19 protein-coding genes and 1 pseudogene are annotated in these 24,103 nt (G+C 72.1%); 13 read left to right on the top strand and 7 right to left on the bottom strand.

Annotated features, from left to right (window positions below; translation table 11 throughout):
- The first annotated feature begins 114 nt into the window (after positions 1–114).
- Together VGH76_RS20665 and VGH76_RS20660 are read left to right on the top strand one after the other, a co-directional pair.
- The gene (locus VGH76_RS20665; RefSeq protein WP_331558603.1) at positions 115–342 is read left to right on the top strand and encodes an antitoxin; all 228 of its coding nucleotides are present in this window, start codon (positions 115–117) and stop codon (positions 340–342) included.
- Positions 339–737: a TA system VapC family ribonuclease toxin gene (locus VGH76_RS20660; RefSeq protein WP_331558602.1), complete on the top strand. Its 399-nt coding sequence runs from the start codon at positions 339–341 to the stop codon at positions 735–737. Before VGH76_RS20665 ends, VGH76_RS20660 begins: the two co-directional genes overlap by 4 nt.
- Positions 738–1,007: 270 nt before the next feature.
- On the opposite strand, the gene VGH76_RS20655 is transcribed toward VGH76_RS20660, so the two are convergent.
- The 5 genes from VGH76_RS20655 to VGH76_RS20635 all read right to left on the bottom strand — a co-directional run bounded on the left by VGH76_RS20655 (position 1,008) and on the right by VGH76_RS20635 (position 8,657).
- Positions 1,008–1,430, bottom strand: a complete 423-nt coding sequence (locus VGH76_RS20655) for a hypothetical protein (RefSeq protein WP_331558601.1) — start codon at positions 1,428–1,430, stop codon at positions 1,008–1,010.
- Between the two features lie 309 nt (positions 1,431–1,739).
- A complete protein-coding gene (gene hepT, locus VGH76_RS20650; protein ID WP_331558600.1) occupies positions 1,740–2,180 on the bottom strand; it encodes a type VII toxin-antitoxin system HepT family RNase toxin in 441 nt (146 codons plus the stop codon).
- On the bottom strand, positions 2,177–3,568 hold the full coding sequence (locus VGH76_RS20645) for an amidohydrolase family protein (RefSeq protein WP_331558599.1): 1,392 nt from the start codon (positions 3,566–3,568) through the stop codon (positions 2,177–2,179). Before VGH76_RS20645 ends, hepT begins: the two co-directional genes overlap by 4 nt.
- Before the next feature lie 535 nt (positions 3,569–4,103).
- On the bottom strand, positions 4,104–5,186 hold the full coding sequence (locus VGH76_RS20640) for a heme-binding protein (RefSeq protein WP_331558598.1): 1,083 nt from the start codon (positions 5,184–5,186) through the stop codon (positions 4,104–4,106).
- A 306-nt stretch (positions 5,187–5,492) separates the two neighbouring features.
- On the bottom strand, positions 5,493–8,657 hold the full coding sequence (locus tag VGH76_RS20635) for a galactose oxidase-like domain-containing protein (protein WP_331558597.1): 3,165 nt from the start codon (positions 8,655–8,657) through the stop codon (positions 5,493–5,495).
- Between the two features lie 355 nt (positions 8,658–9,012).
- Between VGH76_RS20635 and VGH76_RS20630 the strand changes: the two genes are divergently transcribed.
- The 9 genes and pseudogenes from VGH76_RS20630 to VGH76_RS20590 all read left to right on the top strand — a co-directional run bounded on the left by VGH76_RS20630 (position 9,013) and on the right by VGH76_RS20590 (position 19,472).
- Entirely contained in the window at positions 9,013–9,798 is a 786-nt protein-coding gene (locus tag VGH76_RS20630; RefSeq protein WP_331558596.1) for a hypothetical protein, read from the top strand.
- A 690-nt stretch (positions 9,799–10,488) separates the two neighbouring features.
- Positions 10,489–11,475 (top strand): ferritin-like protein, encoded by a 987-nt coding sequence (locus VGH76_RS20625; RefSeq protein ID WP_331558595.1) that lies wholly within the window; start codon positions 10,489–10,491, stop codon positions 11,473–11,475.
- Between the two features lie 251 nt (positions 11,476–11,726).
- Positions 11,727–12,077, top strand: a complete 351-nt coding sequence (locus VGH76_RS20620; protein WP_331558594.1) for a hypothetical protein — start codon at positions 11,727–11,729, stop codon at positions 12,075–12,077.
- A gap of 556 nt (positions 12,078–12,633) precedes the next feature.
- Positions 12,634–13,635: a dihydroxyacetone kinase subunit DhaK gene (gene dhaK / locus VGH76_RS20615; protein ID WP_331558593.1), complete on the top strand. Its 1,002-nt coding sequence runs from the start codon at positions 12,634–12,636 to the stop codon at positions 13,633–13,635.
- Positions 13,635–14,294, top strand: a complete 660-nt coding sequence (gene dhaL, locus VGH76_RS20610) for a dihydroxyacetone kinase subunit DhaL (RefSeq protein ID WP_331558592.1) — start codon at positions 13,635–13,637, stop codon at positions 14,292–14,294. Before dhaK ends, dhaL begins: the two co-directional genes overlap by 1 nt.
- Complete coding sequence (ptsP, locus tag VGH76_RS20605) at positions 14,291–16,741, top strand: phosphoenolpyruvate--protein phosphotransferase (protein WP_331558591.1); 2,451 nt, start codon at positions 14,291–14,293, stop codon at positions 16,739–16,741. Before dhaL ends, ptsP begins: the two co-directional genes overlap by 4 nt.
- A gap of 247 nt (positions 16,742–16,988) precedes the next feature.
- Positions 16,989–17,423: pseudogene (locus VGH76_RS20600) on the top strand (DUF998 domain-containing protein); the annotation flags it as partial.
- Positions 17,424–17,489: 66 nt separating this feature from the next.
- A complete protein-coding gene (locus tag VGH76_RS20595) occupies positions 17,490–18,032 on the top strand; it encodes a DUF998 domain-containing protein (RefSeq protein WP_331558612.1) in 543 nt (180 codons plus the stop codon).
- A gap of 27 nt (positions 18,033–18,059) precedes the next feature.
- Complete coding sequence (locus VGH76_RS20590) at positions 18,060–19,472, top strand: aromatic amino acid lyase (protein WP_331558590.1); 1,413 nt, start codon at positions 18,060–18,062, stop codon at positions 19,470–19,472.
- Between the two features lie 370 nt (positions 19,473–19,842).
- Here VGH76_RS20590 and VGH76_RS20585 read toward each other — a convergent pair whose 3' ends face one another.
- Both VGH76_RS20585 and VGH76_RS20580 read right to left on the bottom strand, forming a co-directional pair.
- Positions 19,843–20,646, bottom strand: coding sequence for a hypothetical protein (locus VGH76_RS20585; protein ID WP_331558589.1), 804 nt, complete (start codon positions 20,644–20,646; stop codon positions 19,843–19,845).
- Positions 20,647–20,862: 216 nt separating this feature from the next.
- A complete protein-coding gene (locus VGH76_RS20580) occupies positions 20,863–21,897 on the bottom strand; it encodes a class I fructose-bisphosphate aldolase (RefSeq protein WP_331558588.1) in 1,035 nt (344 codons plus the stop codon).
- A gap of 130 nt (positions 21,898–22,027) precedes the next feature.
- On the opposite strand from VGH76_RS20580, the gene VGH76_RS20575 reads away from it, so the two are divergent.
- Both VGH76_RS20575 and VGH76_RS20570 read left to right on the top strand, forming a co-directional pair.
- Entirely contained in the window at positions 22,028–23,347 is a 1,320-nt protein-coding gene (locus tag VGH76_RS20575) for an HNH endonuclease signature motif containing protein (RefSeq protein ID WP_331558587.1), read from the top strand.
- A 31-nt stretch (positions 23,348–23,378) separates the two neighbouring features.
- The coding region (locus tag VGH76_RS20570; RefSeq protein ID WP_331558586.1) for a recombinase family protein at positions 23,379–24,103 on the top strand (725 nt) is incomplete at its 3' end.

The raw sequence follows: 24,103 nt of genomic DNA, 5'->3' as shown, positions 1-24,103 counted from the left end.
ACATGGGTGCTTCATGGGGCGGACTGAGCTCCGACCTGAGTCCGCGAGGCCCAGTGGACTGCCAGGTGCTCTGCGCTGCGCATCATGATGCGCTGATGCAAGTACGCTGCGGGCGTGCGCACGACCATCGACCTCCCGGCTGACCTGCATCGCATCGCCGTGTCCCTGGCGCGGGACAGCGGCCGCAGCCTGAGCGAGACGGTGGCCGCGCTGATGCGCCGCGCCCTCGGCGCCCAGGAGGGCGGCGAGGACTACGTCAGTCTCGTCACCGGGCTGCCCGTGGTCCGGCTCGGGAGCGGGCCGATCACCACCGAGGACGTGCGCGCCCTGGACGACGAGTGACCGTCCTGCTCGACGCCAACGTGCTGATCGCACTGGCGATCGAGGAGCACGTGCACCACGGCCCCGCCGAGCGGTGGTTCGCCGCGCACTCCGGGCGCTTCGCCACCTGCCCGAGCACGCAGGGCAGCTTGCTCCGGGTGCTCGTGCGCGGCGGCCGGGACGGGACATCGGCGGTGATGGCCCTGGAGCGGCTGCTCGACCACGATCGCCACGAGTTCTGGCCCGATGAGCTGCCGTACCGGCACGTCGAGATGCGGGGCGTCGTCGGCCACCGCCAGGTGACCGACGCCTACCTGGCAGCGCTCGTCCGCGCCCGTGGGGCTCGCATGGCCACGTTCGACGCCGGTCTGGGCGCGGTGCACCCGGACGTCGTCGACCAGGTGCCGACGACCTGATCACTCACCTGAGCGTTCTGAAGCGCATACACCGGGCTGACTCGCGCACCCGGGCGGCCAGGTCCTTGGGCGCGACGAGGTCACGGGCGGGACGCTCGACGGGCGACGCGACCCAGGTCTCGCCGCGTTCCACGACCAGCGCGCCGGACTCGTCCTCGCGGACAGGGAAGTGGCCGGCCTGGCGGAGTGCCTAGCGGGGAGCTCGGAGGCATCCGGCAATCGCGGGTAGAGCGATCACGGCGCTCGGGTCGAGCCCTCGCGAGGCCCGCGTTACAACTGGATGATCTGGGAGGTCGCTGTGGCAACCATGGTTGCCGCGAATCGTACGTACGGCGAGTTCGTGGTCGGCGACACCTCGCATCGCGCCCTCACCGACAGTGGGTTCGGCGTCGACAGCGTGGCGAGCATCGGCATCTCGGCGAACGCGTTCCCGTTCGAACCGAGGGGTGGGAAAGTGGTCTGCGAGGCCTTCCCGAGCGGACTCGCCGGGACGGTGTCGAGCACGCAGAACAGATCGTGGTTCTCGGGCGGCGACACCCCGGAGACGACGTCCGCGGCGATGACAACGGAGATCGCGTAGTCTCCGGGCGGGAGAGACCCGAGATCGAGATCGACGAAACCGCCCGTGTAGGCGGCGACGATCGTCTCACGGGACGACGTGAACGTTGGCGGGTACTTGGCCGGATTGACCACGGCGATCTCCCTCGAACCGGTCCGGCGAGCCCCCGGACGACGTCTGGGACGAGGAAAGCACACAGTTCCCTGTCCCGATCGTTCGTCTGATCTGTTCACTCCATGCGACCACTGCAGTCGCGCCGATGGGCGAGTGGGCCCGAGGGACGCCGCCGTCGATTCACCGAGAACGCGGATTGCCGGGCCGACATCGAGCGAGGACCCTCGTCTTCCCTGGTCGGGAAGGGGGGCGATGCCGCCATCGATCCTCTTCGGGTCACGCTCGCCGACGAGGTCGTGCTCGCGTGGCGGGGCGTCGTCGGACGGCGACTATCCGGACAGCCCCTGGAACCACCGCGCGATCTGGCGCGTGTAGGAGCGGTACTGAGTGAGGGCGAGCGGAACGGCCGTCGCGACGATCTCGTGGTCGACGTCGAGGTAGGCGTGCACGAGGACGTTGCGCATCTTCGCGGACGGCATGAGTGCCGCGGCAAGGCCCGGATCGATCGCGCCGGCGTCGGCGACGGCGTCGAACGACTCGGGGTAGGTGTCCGGCGCGCGCCCCAGCCGGGCCACGGCGACGTGCGTGTTGACGGCGAACGCCAGCTCGACGACGAGCGTCAGGACCCGCTCGACGGCCAGCGAGGTCGTGATGTCGCTGCGGAGCCGGTCGGCTGTGACGGGCCCCATGGCCTCGAGGGCGTCGAGGAGGTCCTCGATCCTACGGAGCTTGGCCCCGACCGAGCGCCAGTCCAGGGGGCGAGGTGTCATTCGGCGAGTAGTTCGAGGTCGAGGCGACGGTTGGCGTCGGTGTCGATCCGCTCGGCGACGGCGGCGACCATGGCATCCGCGAGCGCGCCGGGTTCGCTCTCGAACAGTCCCACGGCGCCGACGAGGGCTCGTTCACGCAGGACGGGTCCGGCGCGGTTGAGGTGGGCGACGTCGTTCTCCGCGCCCGTGAGTTCATCGAGTGCGGTGATCAGGGCGAGGAGGTCGGGGTGGTGGTCGTGCTCGAAGAGCACCCCGATGTCGAGGTCGCGGGGTCGGGGCTCGCCACGCCCGGTGCTGCCGAACACGGTGAGCACTCGGACACCGTGGCGGGTCGCGAGGGCGTCGAGGTCGCCGGCCTCGGCCGCGGCCTGCAACCGCGACAACCCTTCCTGAGGTGTCCTCACAGGTGCATGGTCCCACGGTGCCGACGTCGTCTCGGGCTCGCCAGACGACGGCGTGAGGTGCGGCGCCGGGACCCACGACCCATGGAGCGGGATGCCGGCCGCGGCGGCGATCCGGTCGTGGGAGGCCAGCAGTCGCTCCCGCAGCGCCGGGAGGTCGACGCCGAGCAGGCGGCCGTCGCGTTTGACCACCTCGCCGGCGACGACGACGGCGTCGACGAGGCCCGGGTGTCCCGCGGCGACGATGCTGCCGATTGCGTCGCTGACCGGGAAGATCGACGGGTCCTCGGCGTCGATCAGGAGCAGGTCGGCGTCCCGGCCCACGGCGATGCTTCCGGTGCGGGCACCGAGCCCGAGGGTGTGGGCGCCGTCGGCGGTCGCGAACCCGAGCACGGCGCGGGTGGTGAGGGACCCGCCGAGGCCGCGGTCGGCCGCGAGCGCGGTGCGCATGGTGCCGAACATGTCGCCGCCGACCGACGGGCAGTCGTCGATCGAGAGCGACGGGCGGATCCCCGCGGCGAGCACGCGACCGATGACGGGGGCGCCGAAGCCCATCTTGAGCTCGACGTCCGGGCTCACCGACACCGAGGCGCCGGCGTCGGCCATCATCGCGAGCTGGTCGTCGGAGAGGCCGGTGGCGTGCACGACGGTTGTGCGTTCGGCGACGGATCTCGGCGGCGACGTCGGGCTCGGCGGGACTGCCCGCGCCGTAGCAGAACAGCGAGCGGCCCGGCGCGTCGCGCAGCGCGGCGAGTGCGGCGTCGGCGTTCTCGGGGCGGTCGGCGGCGTGGAACCAATCGTCGTCACGCCCGAGTTCAGCGCTTCCAGGCGGCGGGCGAGGTTGCCGAGGTAGATGTCGTCGGGCCGGTAGTGCGGGCGCAGCGTGCCGTGCATGGCGAGGCGGTACTGGTTGAACGACCAGTCCGCGCCGAGTCCGCGGGACGCGGTCTGCCAGGTGTGACGGTGGGTGTCGAGGAAGCCGGGCACGACGATGCGGCCGGTGGCGTCGAGGAGCTCGGTGCCGTCGGGGACATCGGAGTCGTCGGCGTCGTCGCGGCCTCGGACCCACCGCGGCGATCCGCCCGTCCTCGATGAGGACGTCGCCGCGGGGGAGCTCGCCGACGACCGGGTCCATCGTGATCACGTGGCCGCCGCGCACGAGGAGCCGCATGGAGCCGAAACTAGCCTCGTGCGAGCGATAGGGATCCCGTGCTCATCGCGCTGGCGGTGGAGCACCGCGCGTGCACCACGGGCCGCCGGAGTGCGATGACCATGGATGCGGTCCCCCACTGTGACCGGGCGACCGAGTCACCGTGACTCGGTCTGGCGAGGACATTCTCCCGTCGGCATCCCTGTGAGTGCACGGCGCACCACGTCACGGCGGGCGACCTGCTCGTCCCGGTGAACGACGGCGTCGGTACCCGCTCGGCGACGGGGCGGCGGTACACCGTCGGCCACCAGGATCACGCGATCGCGATGCGGTGGCGCCAGAGCTGATCGTCGGCCCGGACACAGCAGCGCGTCACACCGAGACCGGCACCGGGTGCTCCGGCACCAGCGTGGCGACCGAGACGTGCGGCCAGCTCAACCCGTTGAAGTTGAGCAGCACGGTCTGCGTGTACTGGATCTGGGTGTAGGTGGTGTCGATGTGCGTCCCCGCGGCGATGGGCTTGTCGGAGTGGATCGCAAAGCTCGGCACCGGGTTGCCGGCGGCCGCGCTGCCGGGCACGACGATCGGGACACCGGGCCGGTAGGGAGCCGGCAGCGTGATCCGCTCCGAGACAGTCTCGACCCAGAAGATCGCCGTCATCTGGACCGCGTCGGCGTTCGGTTTCGCCGCGTTCTTGTCCCCGAGCAGGAAGGCGATGTTGTCGGTCCCGCCCCCGAAGAGAGGAGGCGCGGGATCCGTGCTGATGATGATGACGGTGGTGGAGGTGATGTGCTGCTTCTTCTGACGCTCGTCGATCACCAGGTTGGGGTTGGCCAGGATCTCCTTCGTGATCGTTCCGGCGGACACGAAGGACGAGAGGTCCTGCGGGATGCGGAAGGTGCCCTCGTCGGCGACGTCCTGGCTGGGGAAACGGTCGACGAGCCGTCCGTTCGGGTCGCCGATCGGGAAGGGCGTGATGTCCACCGGATCGATACGGGGTCCTCCCGAGACCGTGAAGGACGTCCCCTGTGCCTCGATGGTCGTGCCGTGGGGGATCGACCCCATGCGCGCGACGCTGGGCTCCTCCTCCGGCACGTCCGTCTTCGGGACCGAGAGCCAGACCCCCGGCTCGAAGTGGATGTCCACCGGATGGGCCGGATCGCTGACGTCCTTGACCTTCTGCACGTAGGGGATGCCGTTGAGGAACGCGTCGCCCTGTACGAAACCCCGGTTGGGGATCGATCCGAGGGGGTCGGAGAACGCCAGGGACTCCTCGGTCAGGTTCAGCTCGAGGATGTTGTCGTTCGGCCCGTGCGCAGGTTTCGGCAGCGGTGTCGGACTGACCGCGAAATCCTGTGGTCGGAAGATGGTGTTGAGCCCGTTGCCCCTGAACGTGCCCGTGAAGCCGGCGATACCCCCCAGGCTGGGGTCGGCGAGCGCCGCCCGCTCGGTCACGCCCCCACCCCGCACTGCCGGTACCTCACCCCACCGGAAGTCGGCGGTCAGTTGCGAGGCGGCCTCGCTCACATCGGGATTCGTCACGGTTCTCCCCTGTCCTTCTCTGTTCACGTGCGCAGAAAGGTCTGCAGATCAAAAGGGTGATCGGTGCTCACGGAGCGGATGGCGCGCGAAGGAGGCTGCGGCCGTCGCCCGACTCATCAGACCGCCATCGACGACCTGCCCGGGGGCCCGAGTGGACACGCGGCCACGGATCCGTGCGACACCGGTCTGGTCCTCGCCCTGGATTGGAGCCGTCGATCATCAGGCCACCGGGCCCTTGCGTGCGGGTCCTTCGGGACCACGAGCGCGGTTGGACCACATGAGCTGGACGGGCACCCGGGAACCGTCGCGGAGGGTCACCTCCTGCATGATCTCGCCGAGGTCGCGGCCGGCGAGCGTCATCGGGATGTCGCCGATCTCGCCGGCATCGTCGCTGTACCAGCCGAGCTTGCCGCGGTCACCGGTCCGGGCGGCGTCCTCGACGTCGGGATCGGTGCGGGCCTCGCACAACTCGTGGTAGAGGGTCGCCACGACGTTCTTCCACGGCTCGTCGAACGCCACGATCCCGTTGTCGCCCGCGGAATAGACGGCCACCGCGTAGTAGTGCGTTCCGCCGTCGTCGGTGTGGACCGAACCGTGGTAGCCGCCGAGACCGTGGGAGGAGTCGCTCGCGTCATCGTCCGGGTCGCCGCCGGGTAGGCGTGCGGCCGCGGTGCCGTCGCTGTTGCCGTCGACGAGGACGACGCCCTTGGGCAGCAGCAGGCAGACCACGGTGTCGGCAGGCCGGGCCTCGTGGGGGAGGCTGCGGTCGGCGACCAGATCGGCGACCGTCGACTCGAGATCGTCCTTGAACACCCGGTCACCGACCGCAGCGCCGAGGATGCGCGAGGGGAGCACGGTGGCGTCGATCGGCCCGGTGAAGTACTGCGCGATGATGTCGTTGAGCCCCGGGTCGGTCATGGCCCGGCTGACCGCGGAGTCGATGCTGTCGCGGTCCTGGGCGTCCCACCGGTCGGAGTCCCCGAGATAGACCAGGACGGCCGACAGGTCACGGATGGTCCGGCCGCCATGGAAGGTCAGGTCGAGGTCCGGTCGCGGCTCGAAGCCGCTGGCGATCGCGGCGGTGTCGAGTCCCGCGAGGGTGGTGTAGGCGGTCAGGGCCCGGGAGCGCGGGGCGAGCACGACGTTGAGGGGCTTGAAGCCCTGGGTGGTGGTCATGGCGGCGGTCCTTGTCGAGGGTGAGAGCTCGGGTCCGAACGTGCGCACCAGCACGGTCGGGCCGCCGTCGGAGACGTGCAGTGGGCCGCTGACCCGCACCGGGTCGGCGTGCCCCGCACCTGCCGCCCTGGCCCAGAGCCGGTCGAGCGCCCCGAGCTCGTCGTCGGTGGCGGGTCTCGGTCGTCGGCCCGCCAGGTCCCAGGCGAGTTCGCTGCCCGGCTCGAGCGCGCCCAGGGTCACGACGACCTCGGTGTCGGGCACGGTGAGCCGGAGTGCGCCCGCCCCGTCGTCGACGACACCGGTGAGGCTCACCTCGACGCCGCGGAAGTGGTAGCTGGCGTTCGCGGAATCGGCCAGCTGGGCCGGCCACCGCGCGACATCGGGCAGGCCACGGTGGCGCAGGTACACGGTCGCGGTGGAGTCCGCGCTGTTCGCGATCGGGCGGACCGCGCCGACGTCGGCGAGCGTGCCCAGGGCCTCGTAGGCGCCGCCCCAGCAGCCGCCGAGCCCGTAGGGGCACTGCGCGGTCAGCCCGACGGTCACCTCGGTGCCCAGCGCTCCCTCGCGGACCGCCTCGGTGATCGAGTCGTCCAGTTCCTCGATGGTCGGGCCGGCCGAGGAGCTGTGCGGTGCGTCGGCGGCCGTCTCCGCCAGGGCGGCGTGGGTGGCCGGGGCCGTCGGGGTCGGACCGTGGACCCGCACGATGCGCGCGACCGACGGGACACCCGCCTCGCTGAGCACGAAGAGCATGTAGTGCCCAGGCAGACACTCGGCCGGACTCGACGGCACGGACGCCGTGATCCTCGGGCCGCTCGTGGTGAACGGCAGCACGTTGATCCGCTGGGTGGCGTTGAACGCGTGGGTGACCGAGGAGAGGCGGACGAGGGTGACCTTCGCGATCGCGGGGCCGCTGGTGGTGGCCGTGATGGTGCCGCCACTGGTGACCTCGGTGGCATCGAGCGCGTCGATGTGCGGTTGTGCTCCCTTCGACAGGTACGGCGGGTGGAAGAACTGTCCGTCGCGGTGGCTGTCGGCGGGGTTGCTCTGTCCCGCGAACTCCCCGCTGCCGGCGCTGAGGACGCGGCCGTCGGGGAGCAGGACGGCGGTGGAGTGATAGCAGCGGTCGACGGACTCGGCCGCGAGCCGCGACCACGTGTTCGTCGCGGGGTCCCACAGCTCGGCAACGTGCACCGGCCTGCCCGGGGTGAGGTCGTTAAAGCCGGGCCCGCTGGTGCCACCGGTGACCAGCACGGTGCCGTCGGGCAGCAGGGTGGCGTTGTGCTGCCGGCGTGGGAAGGCCATGGGCGGTCCTTCGCGCCACGCCGGTGCCGGCCCGCTGAGATCGATCAGGGTGGTCCGCGCGGTGGGGGTGTCGGGGCCGGGATCGTTGCCACCGCCGATGTAGATCACCTTGCCGGGTTCGTACATGACCGACGGCGCGTACTGCCGCTCCCCGTCGGTCCGCGCGAGCCCGCCCTGCCACTGGTCGGCAGCGGGGGTCAGGAACGGGGTCTCGGCGTTGGTGCCGGTGACGAAGAGACGTCCGTCGGGGACGACGTGGACGCGGGGGTAGAGCGGCGGTGGCCCGGGGAACGGCGCCGCGTCGTGCCAGCGCGTGCCGTCCCAGATCTGCGGGACGTTGGTGACCACCACCCCCTGGCCCACCACGGCGCTGCCGGACAGGACGAGCACGCGTCCGTCGGGGAGCGTGGTGGCCGTCGGGTACCAGCGACCCTGGTTCATGGGCGGCAGCGCGGTCCAGGTGTTGCTCTCGTGGTCGTAGATGCAGGCCTGGTTGACGCCGTTGCTGTCCTGCAGGTGACCGCCGGCCACGAACACCCGCCCGTCGGGTAGCAGGGTGTGACCCGAGCAGAACAGGTTGCAGGTGGTCTTGCCGTCGGCGAGCACGGGCTGGGGTGTCGGCACCGAGTGGCCGGTGGCAGGGTCCCAGACCTGGGGGGTGCAGAAGTGGTCGTCCAGAGTGCCCTGAGGGGAATCGCGTCGTCCCCAGAGGAGGACCTTGCCGTCGGGCAGGAGATGGGCGTGCACCGCGACATTCGGCAGGCCGAAGACGTCGCCCCACCGTCCCACAACCGCCGCGCTCGCCGTGGCCGCTTCGCTCGCAGAACCGTCGGGCAGACCGGTGGTGGACGGGTCGACCGAACTGGTGGGCACTGACACGCTCTGCTCCTGGTCGATGAGGCTCATCGAGACGCGTCCCGGCTGCGTCCGACCGAGGACCCAGTGTCGGGAGGGGTCGACGCCGCCCACAATGCGCACATTTTGGTAGGCCATTCGAGAGGTTGCTCTGCGAATTCCCGACCAATCCGACAAAGTCCACGGGTGGCTGGTCCGTTCAGCGGGCACGTACGAGGCCACGCGGACCTTCGAGGAGCGCTGACGGATGCAGTCGTACGGCCAGTTCCGGCCGACGCTCGCCGGGATCTCTACACGTTCGGAGGCGCCACTGTGCCGCGCAGGCGTCCAACGGGCGATATCACGCCGACGACGCTGTACCTGATCGGATCATTCGGCGAGCCACGACGGCGCGAGCATACTCGACGTGCACGGGCAGCGGACCCTTTGCCCGCTCCGCGGTGCGGGCGCGCCTTTCCGTACCACCCGGCTTCCCGACATCGCCGGCAAGTGGCGCCTGGGGGCGGGGCTCGCGAGCTCGATTTTTTTTGGCAACGACCTGAGGACCCGGCTCAACAAGGCGGAGGTCACCACAGTGGTTCGAGACGGCGGAGACGACCCCAGGATCGCGCAGCTCGGTCAGTTCACGCCGGAGGGCGAGCTCACCCCCGGCTACGGCGACCACTACCTGTTCCTGGTGGGGCGGGACGATTGCCATTCCATCCTGCACTACCTGATTCCTCGGGAGACGATGGTCTTCAAGTTCAACATGTTCGGTTACGATGACGACGAGCTCAACGCCGACATCATCGCGTTGATGAAGAACCCCAACGTCCGGGTGCAGGCCAGCCTCGACCGCTCGCAGGCGGGCGGCAAGCACGAGAAGGAGATACTCGCGCTCGACGAGACCCACGATCCGGACTTCTACAACTCGTTCGTCATCCTCGAGTCCGCGACCCACCAGATCTCGCACACGAAGGGCGGCTGCCTCATCGGGCTCGGCATGGGCTTCGAAGGCTCCATGAACTGGAGCGACAGCGGGGAAGGAACCGGCGTCAGCCTGAAGCCGTCCGATCCGAAGAAGCCGGGGTTCAAGGCCCAGAACAACACGCTGTTGGTCTCGACGAACCCTGTGTTCCTGTCGAGGTTCAACGCACGTCTGGACTCGGAGCACCTCATCGGTCTCGCCCAGCACAGCGGACCGACGTCGTAGTCCGTGACGCGCCGCGGCAGGGGCCCGCGGTGGGTGGTGCCGTTCTGCGCGCTCGTGCTGGGCATGGTCATGGCCGCGTGGGGGCTGGGCGGGGCCCTCCACGTGGCCCGCGCCGACGGCGACCGTCTCGAGCCGGCCGCGCCCACGGCGGTGGCCACCTCCTCTGCGGTCGCGGCCGTCCCGCCGGGGCCCCGTGTCGGCGGCCGCCCGACGACGTTGGTCATCCCGGTCCTTGGGGATGAGGGCACCCGTGGACCCGGTCGACGCGCCCGACGGCGACCTCCAGGTGCCCGGGGACCCGACCCGGGTCGGGTGGTGGCAGGGGGGCGTCGCCCCGCGCTTACGTCGTCGTCGCCCTCCGGCGCTATCCGAAGTCGGACCTTCCCCACTCCGTCGCTGCTGCGACCGGAGCGCCTGGTCTGACCATCGTCACCTGCGGCGGACCCTTCGATCACCTCGCTTGAGCTGTCGGGCGCCACTACGGGTCGGGGGACGTTTTCCACCTTCGGCCCACGGGCGCTCGAAATCGTCCCACGAAGGGAGCAAGCTCCAGCGGTTGCTCGGCCGGGAATAGCCCATCTCCGTCGTGGAGTGCGACGAGGTGGTGAAATACCTGGACCATCGCGCCGAGGTCGGCCCACGCTGTTCACCGGAACCGGGGAGGACACGATGACGAAGATTCTCGATCTCATGCGCGTCGACGACACCCAGCGCGACGTGGATTGGCTGCACACCGCCCTGCAGGCCGCGGTCGAGCTCGAGCTCGCCACCATTCCTCCCTATCTCTGCGCCATGTGGTCGATCCAGGACCCGAACGGCGATGACCAGGTCCGGGCGCTGATCAAGAGCATCGCGGTGGAGGAGATGGGGCACATGGCCACCGCCTGCAACCTGCTCACCGCGATCGGTGGAACGCCCCAGATCAATGTCGCCGGTGCCGTGCCGCAGTATCCGGGCCCGCTTCCCGGCGGCGTACACCCCGGACTGGTCATCCCGCTCGCGGGTCTCACCAAGGACCTCGTGTGGAACGTGTTCATGGAGATCGAGCTGCCCCAGAGCGGGCCGGTCGTGTTCGCCGAAGGGGCGGCCTTCCCCACGATCGGCGCCTTCTATACCGCGATCGCCGAGGCCTACAAGGCCCTTCCCGCTTCGGCGATCACCGGGGAACGGCAGGTGTCGATGGGCGGCGGTACCGGCGCCGCGTCGACGATCAAGGACGTCAACGACGCCACGGCGGCGATCGAACGCATCAAGGAGCAGGGTGAGGGGAGCAGCACCTCCCCGGTCGGCGATCCGGGCTCTGCATCCTCGTCCGACGATCTCGCCCACTACTACCAGTTCGCGGAAATCTTCTACGGTCAACGGCTGGTGCCGAACGCCGACGGGGTGTTCGAGTTCACCGGCCCTGCCCTACCGTTCCCGCAGGTGCTGCCGATGGCCGAGGTGCCCGCAGCCGGCTACCCGGAGTCGGCCGACTTCGACAAGGCCTACACGGCGGTGCTCACCGATCTCCAGCAGGCGTGGGAGACCGGCGACCAGCCCGTGAACGGCCAGAAGCCTTCGTCCCGCGCCGTGCGCGCGATGTTCTCCCTCGAGCCGCTGGCGCTCGCGCTCATGACGACCCCGCGGACCGACGGCCCGGGGAATCTCGGGCCCGCTTTCAAGCTGGCGACGTAGACACTGCGCCGCACGCCTCCGCACCGAACACCGTGGAGGCGCGCTCTGGAGGCCCCCGCGAGCGCGACACACGCGGCGACCGAGTACCTGATAGTCGTAATGTGAAGGAGAGGACAATCACCTATTGTCATCACTACCGGAGATGAGGCTCATTCGGGCGGCCGCGCTCGGTGCTCGACCGGCTCTGATGGAGAGAAAGAGTTGTGACGAAACCAGAAGGCCTGGGCGCCTTGATAGTCGTGGTCGTCGGCTTGGGAGTGCTGCTCACGGCCTTCCTGCTCGCCGTGTTCCATTACCCGACCTCCGGGGACGTGTCGACCGCCCTGGCTGCGTTGACCGGAACGATCGGAACGATCGTGGGTGCCTACTTCGGTGTGCAAGCCGGCGGAAGCGGCGCCAACAAAGCCGCCAACCAGGCCGAGGTCGCGCGACAGGCCGCCGAACAAGGACGACAGGACGCCGAACAAGGTCGGCAGGAGGCGACGACGACAGCTCTCAAGCTGGCCGCGGCCGCGTCGCCGGAGGTCGCTGTGGCGGTGACTGGCGAACCCACCCTCGGAACTTCAGGACAAGCGACGACACCAGGCGGCGCCGGCCCGTGACCCGCGACCGGGGTTTCCCCAACACGGCGACGAGGTCGCGTCAGGGCCGCTCGGGTGACAGAAGCGGTCCAAGCTGAGAACGTGCGCGCGCGCCTCGCGGCGCACCAGGAGCCGGAGTTCGCCGATATCCCCTCGCAGCGTTCGGCCGCTCAGGCCGTCGACGTCACGACCCGTTTCGCAGCCGCAGCCGCACGCCACCGATGCGGCGCCATCGGCCAGCAGGCGAGCGCATCCAGCTCCGCGTGACGGTCGACTCGGCGGCTTGCCGAAATTGTCTCGGTGCCGCGGGCTACCGGATCGCCGTGGAGCCCGTGACGCAGATCGATGCCGCCGACGCGGCCCGGGGGCTCCGCCGGGCGCGTGCGCCAGGTGCGGCGAGGACGATCGCGCACCACTCGATCGCCGTGCGCCCCGTGGCACAGGGGTTCCCCGACCCCGCTCCGACGGAGTGCAATCGCGGTGGCCGTGGTCGTCGTCCTCGCCGATCGCGGTGCAGCGGCTGACCCTGCCCTCCAGCGGAGCCCCACCACCGGGCTCCCGTCCCAGGAGCTGTGCCATGAAGAAGCTTCTCAACGACCCGGCCGACCTCGTCGCGGAATCCCTGCGCGGGGTGGAGCGTGCCCACCCGGAGCTGCGGGTCGATCACGAGCACCGGATCATCTACCGGGCCGATGCGCCGGTCTCGGGCAAGGTCGGCCTGCTCTCGGGCGGGGGCTCCGGGCACGAGCCCGCGCACGCCGGGTTCATCGGGCCCGGGATGCTCGACGCGGTCTGCGCGGGGGAGGTGTTCACCTCCCCGGTCCCGGACCAGATGTCGGAGGCCACCAAGAACATCGACGGCGGCGCCGGGGTGTTGCACCTGGTGTGGAACTACACCGGCGACGTCATGAACTTCGACATGGCCGCCGAGCTCGCCGGCGCGGAGACCGACACCGAGGTGCGGGCGGTCGTCATCAACGACGACGTGGCCGTGCAGGACAGTCTGTTCACCGCGGGCCGGCGCGGGACCGGGGCGGCGGTGCCCGTCGAGAAGATCACCGGGGCGGCCGCCGAGCAGGGCCGCAGCCTGCCCGAGCTGGCCGACCTCGCGCGCCGGGTCAACGACAACACCCGCAGCATGGGGATGGCGCTGACCTCCTGCACGGTGCCGGCGAAGGGCAGCCCCACCTTCGACCTGCCCGAGGACGAGATCGAGATCGGGATCGGCATCCACGGTGAGCCCGGCCGTCGTCGCGTCCCGCTCGCCTCGGCCAAGGAGATCGCCGGGATGCTCGTCGAACCCGTCCTGGCGGACCTGGACTTCACCACCGGCGAGGGCGTGCTCGTGTTCGTCAACGGCATGGGCGCCACCCCGATGCTCGAGCTGCACCTGATGTACGCCGAGGTCGCGGCCCTCCTCGACCAGGCCGGCGTGGTACCGGTCCGCTCCCTGGTCGGGCCCTACGTCACGAGCCTGGACATGGCCGGCTGCTCGGTGACCCTGACCCGCTTCGACGACGAGATGCTGCGGCTCTGGGACGCCCCGGTCGCCGCCCTCGGGCTGCGCTGGGGGATGTGATGGCGGCCCTCGACGCCATCGACGCCCCTGCCCTCGCGCGCTGGTTGCGGACGTTCGCCGCGTCCGTGGCCGACCAGCGGGACCACCTGACCGCCCTCGACGCCGCGATCGGCGACGCGGACCACGGCGCGAACATGCACCGCGGCATGACCGCGGTGGTCGAGGCGCTGCCCACCACGCCCCCCGACGACCCGGCGGGGCTGCTCAAGCAGACCGGCATGGTGCTGATCCGCTCGGTCGGCGGCGCGAGCGGTCCGCTCTACGGCACGTTGTTCCTGCGGATGGCGCCGGCCACCGGCGGCGCGACCGCGCTCGAGTCCGAGACGTTCGCCAAGGCCCTGCGGGCGGGCCTCGACGGCGTCGTCGCGCGCGGCAAGGCCGAGCTCGGCGACAAGACGATGGTCGACGCCCTCGTCCCGGCCCTGGACGCGCTCGACGCCGCCCTGGCCGCCGGGCAGGGCCTGGCCCCGGCGTTGCGGGCCGCGTCGGCCGCCGGCGACGAGGGGCGCGACGCCACCACTCCGATGATCGCCCGCAAGGGGCGGGCGAGCTATCTCGGCGAGCGCAGCGCGGGCCACCAGGACCCGGGCGCCACGTCGACCGCCCTGCTCGTCGCCGCCGCGGCGACCGCCCTCGCGGAGCAGGACGACCCGACGTGACCGTCGGGCTCGTCGTGGTCTCCCACAGCCGGGCCCTCGGCGAGGCGGCGAGGGCGCTGGCCGCGGAGATGCTGACCGGCGACGACGCCCCGATCGAGGTCGCCGCCGGGCTCGACGACGGCGGGTTCGGCACCGACGCCGTGGCGATCAGCGAGGCCATGACCCGCGCCGACGACGGCGACGGCGTGGTCGTGCTGATGGACATGGGCAGTGCGGTGCTGTCCGCCGAGCTCGCCCTCGAGCTGGTCGACGACGACGTCCGCGAGCGCGCGGTGCTCTGCGCCGCGCCGTTGGTCGAGGGGCTCGTCGTCGCGGCGGTCGGCGCCGCCGGCGGAGCCTCCGCCGCCGACGTCGCCGCCGAGGCCGCCGACGCTCTGGACGCGAAGGCGGTTCACCTGGGCCAGGAGCCGGGCCAGGACGGTCCGGAGCCGGCTCCGGACCGGTCGGGCGCGGAGCAGGGCGAGCAGGAGGGAGTGTTCACGGTGCGGCCGGCGCACGGGCTGCACGCGCGGCCCGCCGCCCTGCTGGTCCAGGCGTTGCGCGGGCTCGACGCGGACGTGCGGCTGCGGAACCTCACCCTCGACGGTCCGGAGGTCTCGGGTGCCAGCCTGTCGAAGGTCGCGACCCTCGGCGCCCTCCAGGGGCACGACGTCGCTGTCCACGCCTGGGGTGCCGACGCCGCCGACGCCGTCCGCCGCCTGCTCGAGCTCGCCGAGACCGGCTTCGGTGAGCTCGACGCTCCGACGGCGCCGCCACCGCCGGTCGCCCCGGCGCACGGGCAGCCGATCCCGGCCTCACCCGGGATCGGGATCGGCCCGGTCCGGCCCGTGACCGCGGCGGCGGTGAGCGTGCCGGAGGCCCAGCCCGGCACCCCATCCGAGCAGCGCAGCCGCCTGGACGACGCCCGGTCCGGGGTGCGCGACCACCTCCGGGACGTCCGCGACCAGGCCGCCCGCGAGATCGGCGACTCCGACGCGGCGATCTTCGATGCGCAGCTGCTGCTGCTCGACGACCCGGACGTGCTCGCGGACACCCGTGCCCGCGTCGACGCCGGCGCGGACGCCGCGCGGGCGTGGGCCGACGTCCTGACCGAGGTCGAGGGGGCGCTCGCGGCCGCCGCCGACGAGTACATGCGGGCCCGGGCCCGCGACGTGCGGGACGTGCGCGACCAGGTGCTGCGCGCCCTCGGCGGCGTCGTGGAGCGCGGTGGCGAGGCCGACGGCATCGTCGTCGCCGACGATCTGACGCCCGCCGACGCCGCGGGGCTCGACCCGGCCCACACTCCGGCCGTGGTGCTCGCCGGGGGCAGCCCCACCGCGCACGCCGCGATCCTGCTGCGGGCGCGGGGGGTGCCCGCCGTCGTCGGGGTCGGCGCCGCGCTGGCGACCCGCGCGGGGGAGGCCGCGCTGCTCGCCGTCGACGGGACCACCGGCGAGGTCGTCGTCGACCCCGACCCGGCGACCCTCAGCGCGTTCCGCGACCGCGCCGCGGCGCGTCGGCGGCGCCTCGACGGCGCGCTGCAGCACGCCCACCAGCCCGCGGTGACCCGGGACGGGACGACCGTGCTCGTCGGTGCCAACGTCGGCTCGGCCGACGACGCCCGGGCCGCCATCGGCGCCGACCTTGCCGGTCTGGTGCGCACCGAGTTCTGCTTCCTCGACCGGCACGCCGCCCCCGACGTCGACGAGCAGGAGGCGGCCTACCGGGCCATCGCCGAGGCCATGGACGGACGGCGCGTCACGCTGCGCACCCTCGACGTCGGCGGCGACAAGCCTCTGGAGTACCTGGCGATGCCGCGGGAGGCCAACCCCTTCCTGGGGGTTCGCGGTCTGCGGCTGGCCCTCGCGAGGCCCCGGCTGCTCGCGGACCAGCTCCAGGCGATCGTGCGGGTCGCGCACGACCACCCGGTCGACGTCATGTTCCCGATGGTGGCCACGGTCGACGAACTGGTCGCGGCCCGCCGCGCCCTCGACGACGCCGTCGATACCGTCGGGCGGGGACGACCTGACCTGCGGGTCGGGATCATGGTCGAGATCCCGGCGGCCGCGCTCAAGTCCGCGTCGTTCGCCCCGCTGGTCGACTTCCTCTCGATCGGGACCAACGACCTCACGCAGTACGCCCTGGCCGCCGAGCGCGGCAACGACGAGCTCGCCGCGCTCGCCGACCCCCTGGATCCGGGGGTCCTCGCGCTCGTCGCGGCGACCGCCGACGGTGCCGCCCGCGCCGACCACGACGTCCTCGTCGCCGTCTGCGGTGAGGTGGCCGGCGACGCGCAGGCCGCCGAGCTGCTGATCGGGCTCGGCGTCCGCGAGCTCAGCGTCGCGCCGGGCGCCGTGGCCTCGGTGAAGGAGTCTGTCCGGGAGGTCGACCTGGGTCGGGCGCGCGACCAGGCGTCCGCGGCGCTGGCGTGTCCGGACGCGCTCGCCGTGCGTGGGCTCCTGGATTGAGCGCTGCGGTGTGCATCGCCCCCGTCGTCGGGTAGACGTCGCCCCGATCACTGGGGGAGGGGATGATCCGTGGCGACGGCGGCGCGTGACCGTGTCGACGATGCGGCACGCGCCGTGTCTCCACGCGACCTCGTCGGCCGCGCGCGGGGACCGGCGGTGGCCGGCGTGGCCGTCCTGGCTCCCGTCGTCCTCGTCCTCGGGGGCCTGATGGCCGAGGCCGCCCAGCCGCTGAGGGTCGTACGACCCGGTCGGGCAGACGGTCAGCACGCTGGCGGGGCGGGGTGCCACCGACCGGTGGATCATGGCGGCGGTCCTCGCGGCGATGGGCGTGATGTACGTGGTCGTCGCGGCCGGGTTGCGGGAGGTGCCGCGGACCGCGCGGCTGGTCCTCGGCGTCGGCGCGGTGGCCGTGATCGTCGCCGCGCTGGCCGCCCAACCGGTGCACGGCAGCTCGACGATCCACATGGCGGGCACGGTCACGGGCGCGGTGGCTTTCGTCGTGTGGCCCGTGGCCCTGGCCGCGGACCGGCGCCTCGAGCCGGGACTCCGGCGGGGCTCCGCGGTCGCGACGGGCGTGTTGCTCGTGGCGCTCGGCTGGCTGTGTGCCCAGGCCTGGACCCACGGAACCTGGCTCGGCGTGGCCGAGCGCGTGCTCCTCCTCGCCGAGACGGTCTGGCCGATCCGGGTCGCGCTGGCGTCGTGGTCGGGCCGGCACCTGCGCGTCCGGTTCGCGACGCTCGCCCTCGCCGTGGTCGCCCCGGTGGTGCTCGTCGTCGGCTTCGTCGCGGCCCAGGCCGCCCACCCCGGCCCCGACCCGTGGAACCGTTCGCTGAGCGCGCTCTCGGGACAGGGCGCGAGCAGCCGCTGGATCATGGTGTCCGCGCTCGGCACGGCCGGCGTCCTCGTGGTCCTGATCGCGCTCGGGCTCCGACGGCGGGCGCCCCGGGCAGCCTGGCAGCTACTGACCGCCGGCGGAGTGTTCCTCCTGGTGGCGGCCCTCGACCCCCAGCCGGTCGGCGGCTACTCCGCGGTGCACATGGTCGCGGCCGGCCTCGCGTGGGCCGCCTTGACGGCCTGGCCATTGGCGCTCGCGTTCTCCCCGCGGGTGGACCGCCGGCTGCGGTGGGCGTCCGTCATCGCCACCGGGGTGCTCCTCGTGCTGATGGCCTGGTTCACGGCGCAGCTCGTCACCGACGGCACGTGGTACGGCATCTCCGAGCGGGTGGTGATCCTGGCCCAGGCGGTGTGGCCGGTCGTGGTGGCCGCACGCGGCATCGAGATCGGACAGTAGAGGCATTGCAGTCGGCACGATGACGTCGTGACCTACCTCGTGAGCACTGCCGGTGACGTGGACCTGGACGCGGTGCGCCGGGTGGCCTGGGACGGCGAGAGGGCCCGGCTCAGCGCGGCGGCGCTCGACGCGGTCGAGCGGCGTCGCGGTGAGTTCGAGACGTTCGTCGAGGCCAACACCGGCCGGCACCTGTACGGGATCACCACCCGGCAAGGGTCCGCGGCCGGGATCGTGCTCACCGACGCCGAGCGCCGCGACTTCGGGCGACGGCTGCCGACGACGCCGCCCGCGATGGGCCCGGGACTGCCCGAACGGGTCGCGCGCGGCGCCGTGCTGGCGCGCCTCAGCGACGTGCTCCACGGCACGGCGGCGCTCCGTCGCTCGACGGTCGAACGTCTCACCGAGCTCCTGGACGGCCCGCTGCCCACGGTTCCCGAGGCCGGGAACGGCGAGCCCGGCGACATCATCGTCCTGGGCGAGCTGTTCCGCCCGACCTTCGAGGGCACCCTCGAGGTGGGAGAGGGGATGGCCCTGGTCAACGGCTCCCCGGTCGCCGCGGCGGTGCTCGCGGACGTGGTGTTGCTGGCCGAGGACCGGACGCCCCGCCTCGAGATGGTGCTGGCTCTCGCCGCGGTGGCGGCCCGGCTCCCGGACATGCACCTCGACGCCGAGCTCGGTCGGCTCTGGGGTGATCCGTACCAGCGCGACGTCCTGGCCCGGTTCCGTGAGCTGCTCGACGGCGGCGACCGGCCGCGTCGGGCGTATCAGGCCCAGGTGTCGTTCCGGGGCGGGCCGCGCGTGCTCGGGGGGCTGCGCCGCACCCTGAGCCACGCTCGGGAAGCCGCGACGATCGCGCTGGCGGCGGCGTCCAACAACCCGGTCTACGTCGGTCCCGAGCTGCGCCCGCCGCTGGGAGCGGTGCTGTCCAACGGTGGGTACCACAATCCGCTGGTCGCCCCGACGATCGACGCGGTGACCCACGCCTGGGCCGACCTGGCCCAGCTCCTCAACGCGCAGATCAACCGGCTCGTCGAGGAGCCCGACGGCATTGCCGTCCACGAGCGCGAGCCCCTGATCGGCTCGTTCTCGATGAGCGCCTCCGGGTGGGCCGAGGAGGCGCGCGCGGCCGCACAGCCGTCGCTGATCGGGCTCGGGCGCAGCGGGCAGACCGACACCAGCACGCCCGACGTCCTCGCCTGGCGGCGCGCCGTCGACGCCGGGAACGCCCTGGACGTGCTGCTCGCGCTCCTGGCGGTGATCGCCGTGCACCTCGTGGAGCACCGGGGCGACACGTTCCCGCCCGCACTGCAGGGGTTGCGCGCGAGGGTGCTCGACGCGTTCCCGCGGGACACCCCGCCGATCCGCTTCGCTGACGCCATCGCCGCCGTCGAGGGGGAGCTGCGGTGGCTCGGGGACGCTCCTCCACCGACGGCATCGTGAGGCGCGCCGCCCGGTGAGGGCGAGCCGAGCGGCGGCGGGCGGATCCCGCCGGCGTTGGCGGGGCCCCGGGCGCCGGGGCGGGCGCTTGTGAGGCCTGCGACGCCGGGATCGTGCCGCTGGTGCTGGGGTCGCGCTCGGAACCGTTGGATGTGGGCCGGTTGTCCTTGGGTGGGACGTGGTGATGATCGACGGCCGGCCGTGGTTCACGCCACCGGCCTGGCTCGACCCGCAACGACAACCCCGACCCGGCGGAACCGGGGTGTTCTGAAGCCGGCGACACGTCGGCGCGTGGGCCCGGCCCTCGGGGTCAGGAGCAGGGCGCCGCACCGTCGTGCGCCCGGGGCCGAGCACGCGGGCGGGGTCAGGTCACCTACCCCGTGCTCGCGGACCTGACGGCCGGGTTGGTGGTCACGATCCGGGTCCACGGGCCGGGGGGAACCGTGGTTTCGTCGACGAATCGCCAGTTCACCCGGTCCTCGTCGCTGTTGTAGCCGTGGGTGAACGCCAGGCAGGCGTTGAGCGCCGGAGAGACGTCGAGGCCCGCGTTGTTGATCTTCTTGTTGGCGGGTCGCTCATCGTGGGTGCCGAAGACGTAGTGCGCGTCGCTGTAGACGGTGGGTCCGGCGTCCTCGATCTGCCCGAAGCAGGTGTGGCCGTCCTTGCTGAGCTCGACCCAGTGGTTCTTCATGAGGCTGCCGTCGGCGAGCTGGTCGGCGTAGCGCGGGTCGTGTGCCCAGGGGATCACCCTCTCCCGCTCGGCGCGGGCGGTCTTGTTGTGGACGTCGTCGAAGGGGAGGTCCAGATAGAACGGGTTCTGCTGCGGGGTCATCGCGGTGGGGAAGAACCCGTTGGCCGCGGTGCGCGGCTCGGCCTGACAGCGTCCCCCGGTGACCACTCCGTCGCAGCCGCCGTAGTTGGTCTCCCACTGGGGGTCGTAGGTCGAGAAGACCTGGCTGCCGTCCGACGCGCCGTTGATCACCTGCCCGACCCAGAAGGACGTGGACGCGATGCTCGTGTGCCACGGGTACTGCGGTGGTGCCGGCGGGTCCGGCGTCGTCGACGTCGGGACGGGCGTGCTGTCCGCAACCGCCGCGACGGCGCCCCCGGTCGCCGTCGCGGTGGGACCGGTGGCGCTGCCCGGCGCCGACGGAGCCGGGGCGAAGAACGCCGCCACCAGCCACGTCAGGATCGCCAGTCCGGCGATCAGAGGGAGCCCGTGATTCCGCCGGCGATGCCGGTACAGCCTCGACCTGAAACGGGCCCCATGGCTCCCCACGTCGCCCACCCTAGACCTGTCCGGACGAGATCCACAGGGCTTCGTCGAACCATTGCCGCTGGTCAGCGTGCTCGTCGGCTCGCGAATCAGACGTGGTGCCTCACCATGGTCACCTCAGACGCCGGCGGTGTGCTCCTGCTCGGCCTCAGGGGTCCACTGCCCGCGGTTGGCCAGCCCGGTCATGCGGGTGCGGTGGCGGAAGACGCGCTGGGCGGCCTCGACGTCGTCCTCGTTCCCACCCCAGGTCGCCATCGCCTGACCCTGGAGGGCCCGGGCGTAGGAGAAGCTCACGATCCAGGGCTGGGCGCCGGCCCGCTGGATGGCGTCGAGATTGGCGGTGGCCTGTGCGTCGTCCTGCCCACCGGAGAGGAAGACGATTCCGGGGACGGCAGGCGGCACGACCCGGTGCAGTACCTGCAGGGTGCGTTCGGCGACCTCGTCGGGTCCGGCCTGGTCGCTGCCCGCATAGCCCGAGACGACCATGTTGGTCTTGAGCACCACGCCCTCGAGGGCGACGCGCTGGCGAAGCAGCTGGTCGAACACCGCCTGCAGCACGGCCTCGGTGACCTCGGCCGACCGGTCGATGCCGTGGTCACCATCCATGATCGATTCGGGCTCGACGATCGGCACCAGCCCGGCTTCCTGGGCCAGCGCGGCGTAGCGGGCCTGGACGTGGGCGTTGACGTGGATGCCGGTCGGCGTCGGGCGCTCGTCGTCGACGTCGGTCACCGTGCGCCACTTCGCGAAGCGCAGCCCGAGCTCGCGGTACTCCCCGAAGCGCTCCCGCAGCCCGTCGAGACCCTCGGTGACCTTCTCTCCGGGGAACCCGGCCAGGTCCTTCGCGCCCTTGTCGACCTTGATCCCGGGTACGATCCCGCGCTGCCCGAGCAGGCTGACCATGGGTGTGCCCTCGGAGGTCGACTGCCGCACGGTCTCGTCGTAGAGGATGATCCCGCCGAGGTCGTGCTCGATGCCCCCGGTGGTGAACAGCAGCTCCCGGTAGCGGCGCCGGTTCTCCTCGGTGGACTCGATGCCATGTGCGTCGAACCGCTTGGTGATCGTGCCCGTGCTCTCGTCGGCGGCCAGGAGCCCTCGCCCGTCGGCGAGCATCTCGCGTGCCGTGCGCTCCAGCTCCGATGTCGTCCCCATCGCTCGACCTCCTCGACGATGCTGCCCGGAGGGTTACCGCTGCGTCCGCCGAGCATGCCGGCGGTGGGAGAGCGGTCGGGTTCCTCCTGCTCAGACGTCATTGTCGGGGGGTGCGTCTACGGTCGTCACCATGAGCAGGCCGGTGGTCGACGAGGCGGTGATGCGCCATGCCCAGGAGGTCATGGTCGCTGCCCGCCGGGCCGAGCACGCGGTGCTGCGGGAGGTCGCCCGCCTGGAGGCGACGGCGGCCGCCGAGGTCACGGGCTACAAGTCCACCGAGCGGTTGGTGCAGGACCTGTGGCGGGTCGATCTGGGGGAGGCGCGCCGGCTGGTGCGGCAGGCGCGGGCGCTGTGCGTGCAGGTCTCGCCGAGCGGGTCGACGGTGGAGCCGCGGTTGGCCGCGACCGCGCCGGTGTCCGCGCAGGGGGTGCTGGACCGCGGCCACGTGCGCGTGATCGACGAGGCCGTGCGCTACCTGGAGCGGGTCGACGGGATCGACCCGGCGGCGCTGGGCGAGGCCGAGCAGTTCCTCGCCGAGAAGGCCCGGACGTTGGCGCCGCGGGGGCTCGCGCGGGCGGCCGCGCAGCTGATCTCCGCGCTGGACCCCGACGGGGTCGCTCCCGAGGATGACGCCGAGTCAGGCGACGAGCTACGGATGGGGCGGCGCCGCGACGGGTCGCTGGTGCTCAAGGGCCGATTCCGGGGCCGGGCAGACTGCCAGCTGATCCTGGCCGCGTTCGATGCGCTCTCGGGCCGGGCGGGCGCCGAGGACGATCGCTCGCTGGAAGCCAGGTACGCGGCGACGCTGCTGGAGCTGTGCGGGTTGGCGCTGGCGCCAGGTGGGATCGGGGCGGACGTCGCGCCGGAGGACCGGGCCCACCCGGCCGAGACCACCTCCCCGCCCGAGCGCGGCCAGGGCGACCCACGCCACCTGCGCCGCGAGCAGCGCCATCCCGACGACGTCGCCCGCGAGGAACGCCACGAACAGACCCTGCTCGACGACGATCCTGGTCACGAGGACACCGTCCCCGAGCTCGGCGACGAGTCCCGGGGTGAGGGCGAGCCGAGCGGCGGTGGGCGGATCCCGCCGGCGTTGGCGGGGCCCCGGGCGCCGGGGCGGGCGCTTGTGATGGTGACGATGCCGTACTTGTGGTTGCGGGACGGGATCGGTCACGGACTGGTCGGCCCTGACGAGGCGATCAACCCGGCCGAGGCGCGGCGGTTGGCCTGCGACGCCGGGATCGTGCCGCTGGTGCTGGGGTCGCGCTCGGAACCGTTGGATGTGGGCCGGTTGTCCTACGCGGTGCCCGAGGGGATGCGCCGTGCGCTGGTGGTGCGCGACCAGGGGTGCGCGTTCTCGGGCTGCACCCGTCGCCCGGAACGCTGCCACGCCCATCACGTGCACCACTGGGTCGACGGCGGGGAGACCTGCCTCGAGAACTCGATCTGACGCTAGTGGTACCGTTCCCCGTGTGTCATTGATGCAGGTCACAGCGCCTGCTCCTGCAGCGACCCTGGCCCGCGAGTACTTGAGGGTGTCGCTCGACAGGTCCGGCCGGGCCAGGTCGCTGGATGAGCAGCACGGGGACAACGCCGGCGCCGCGGAGCAGCAGGGCTGGAGGCTCGGCGAGGCATACCGCGACAACTCGGTCAGTGCCTCCCGGTACAGCCGGAAGCCCCGGGACGGGTTCGCGGAGCTCATGGCCGACCTCGACACCGGGCGGTTCGGCGCCGGTGTCCTGGTGATCTGGGAGTCCTCGCGCGGCTCGCGGCGGGTGGGAGAGTGGGTCGATCTGATCGACGTCTGCGCCGAGCGCGGCGTGCTGATCTACGTGACCACGCACGGGCGCACCTACGACCCCGGCAACGGGCGTGACCGACGTTCGCTACTGGAGGACGCCGTGGACTCCGAGTACGAGTCGTCGAAGACCTCCGAGCGGATGAAGCGTGCGAACGCGGCGAATGCGGCCGACGGCAAGCCGCATGGGCGCGTCTCCTACGGGTACCGGCGGATGTATGACCCGCGCACCGGGCGCTTGGTGGGGCAGGAACCCCACCCCGACGAGGCGCCGGTCGTGCGGGAGCTGTTCGAGCGGCTGGGCGCAGGGCACTCGCTGCGCGGTATCGCGCGGGATTTCGAGGAGCGCGGCATCCGCTCTCGGTCGGGGAAGCCGTTCTCGGCGGCGGCGTTGCGCTCGCTCGCGGT

This window comes from Actinomycetospora sp. (genome assembly GCF_036497585.1).
Taxonomy (GTDB): Bacteria; Actinomycetota; Actinomycetes; order Mycobacteriales; family Pseudonocardiaceae; genus Actinomycetospora.
The sequence above is the reverse complement of the archived record's forward strand: the minus strand, read 5'-3'. Positions and strand labels throughout refer to the sequence as shown.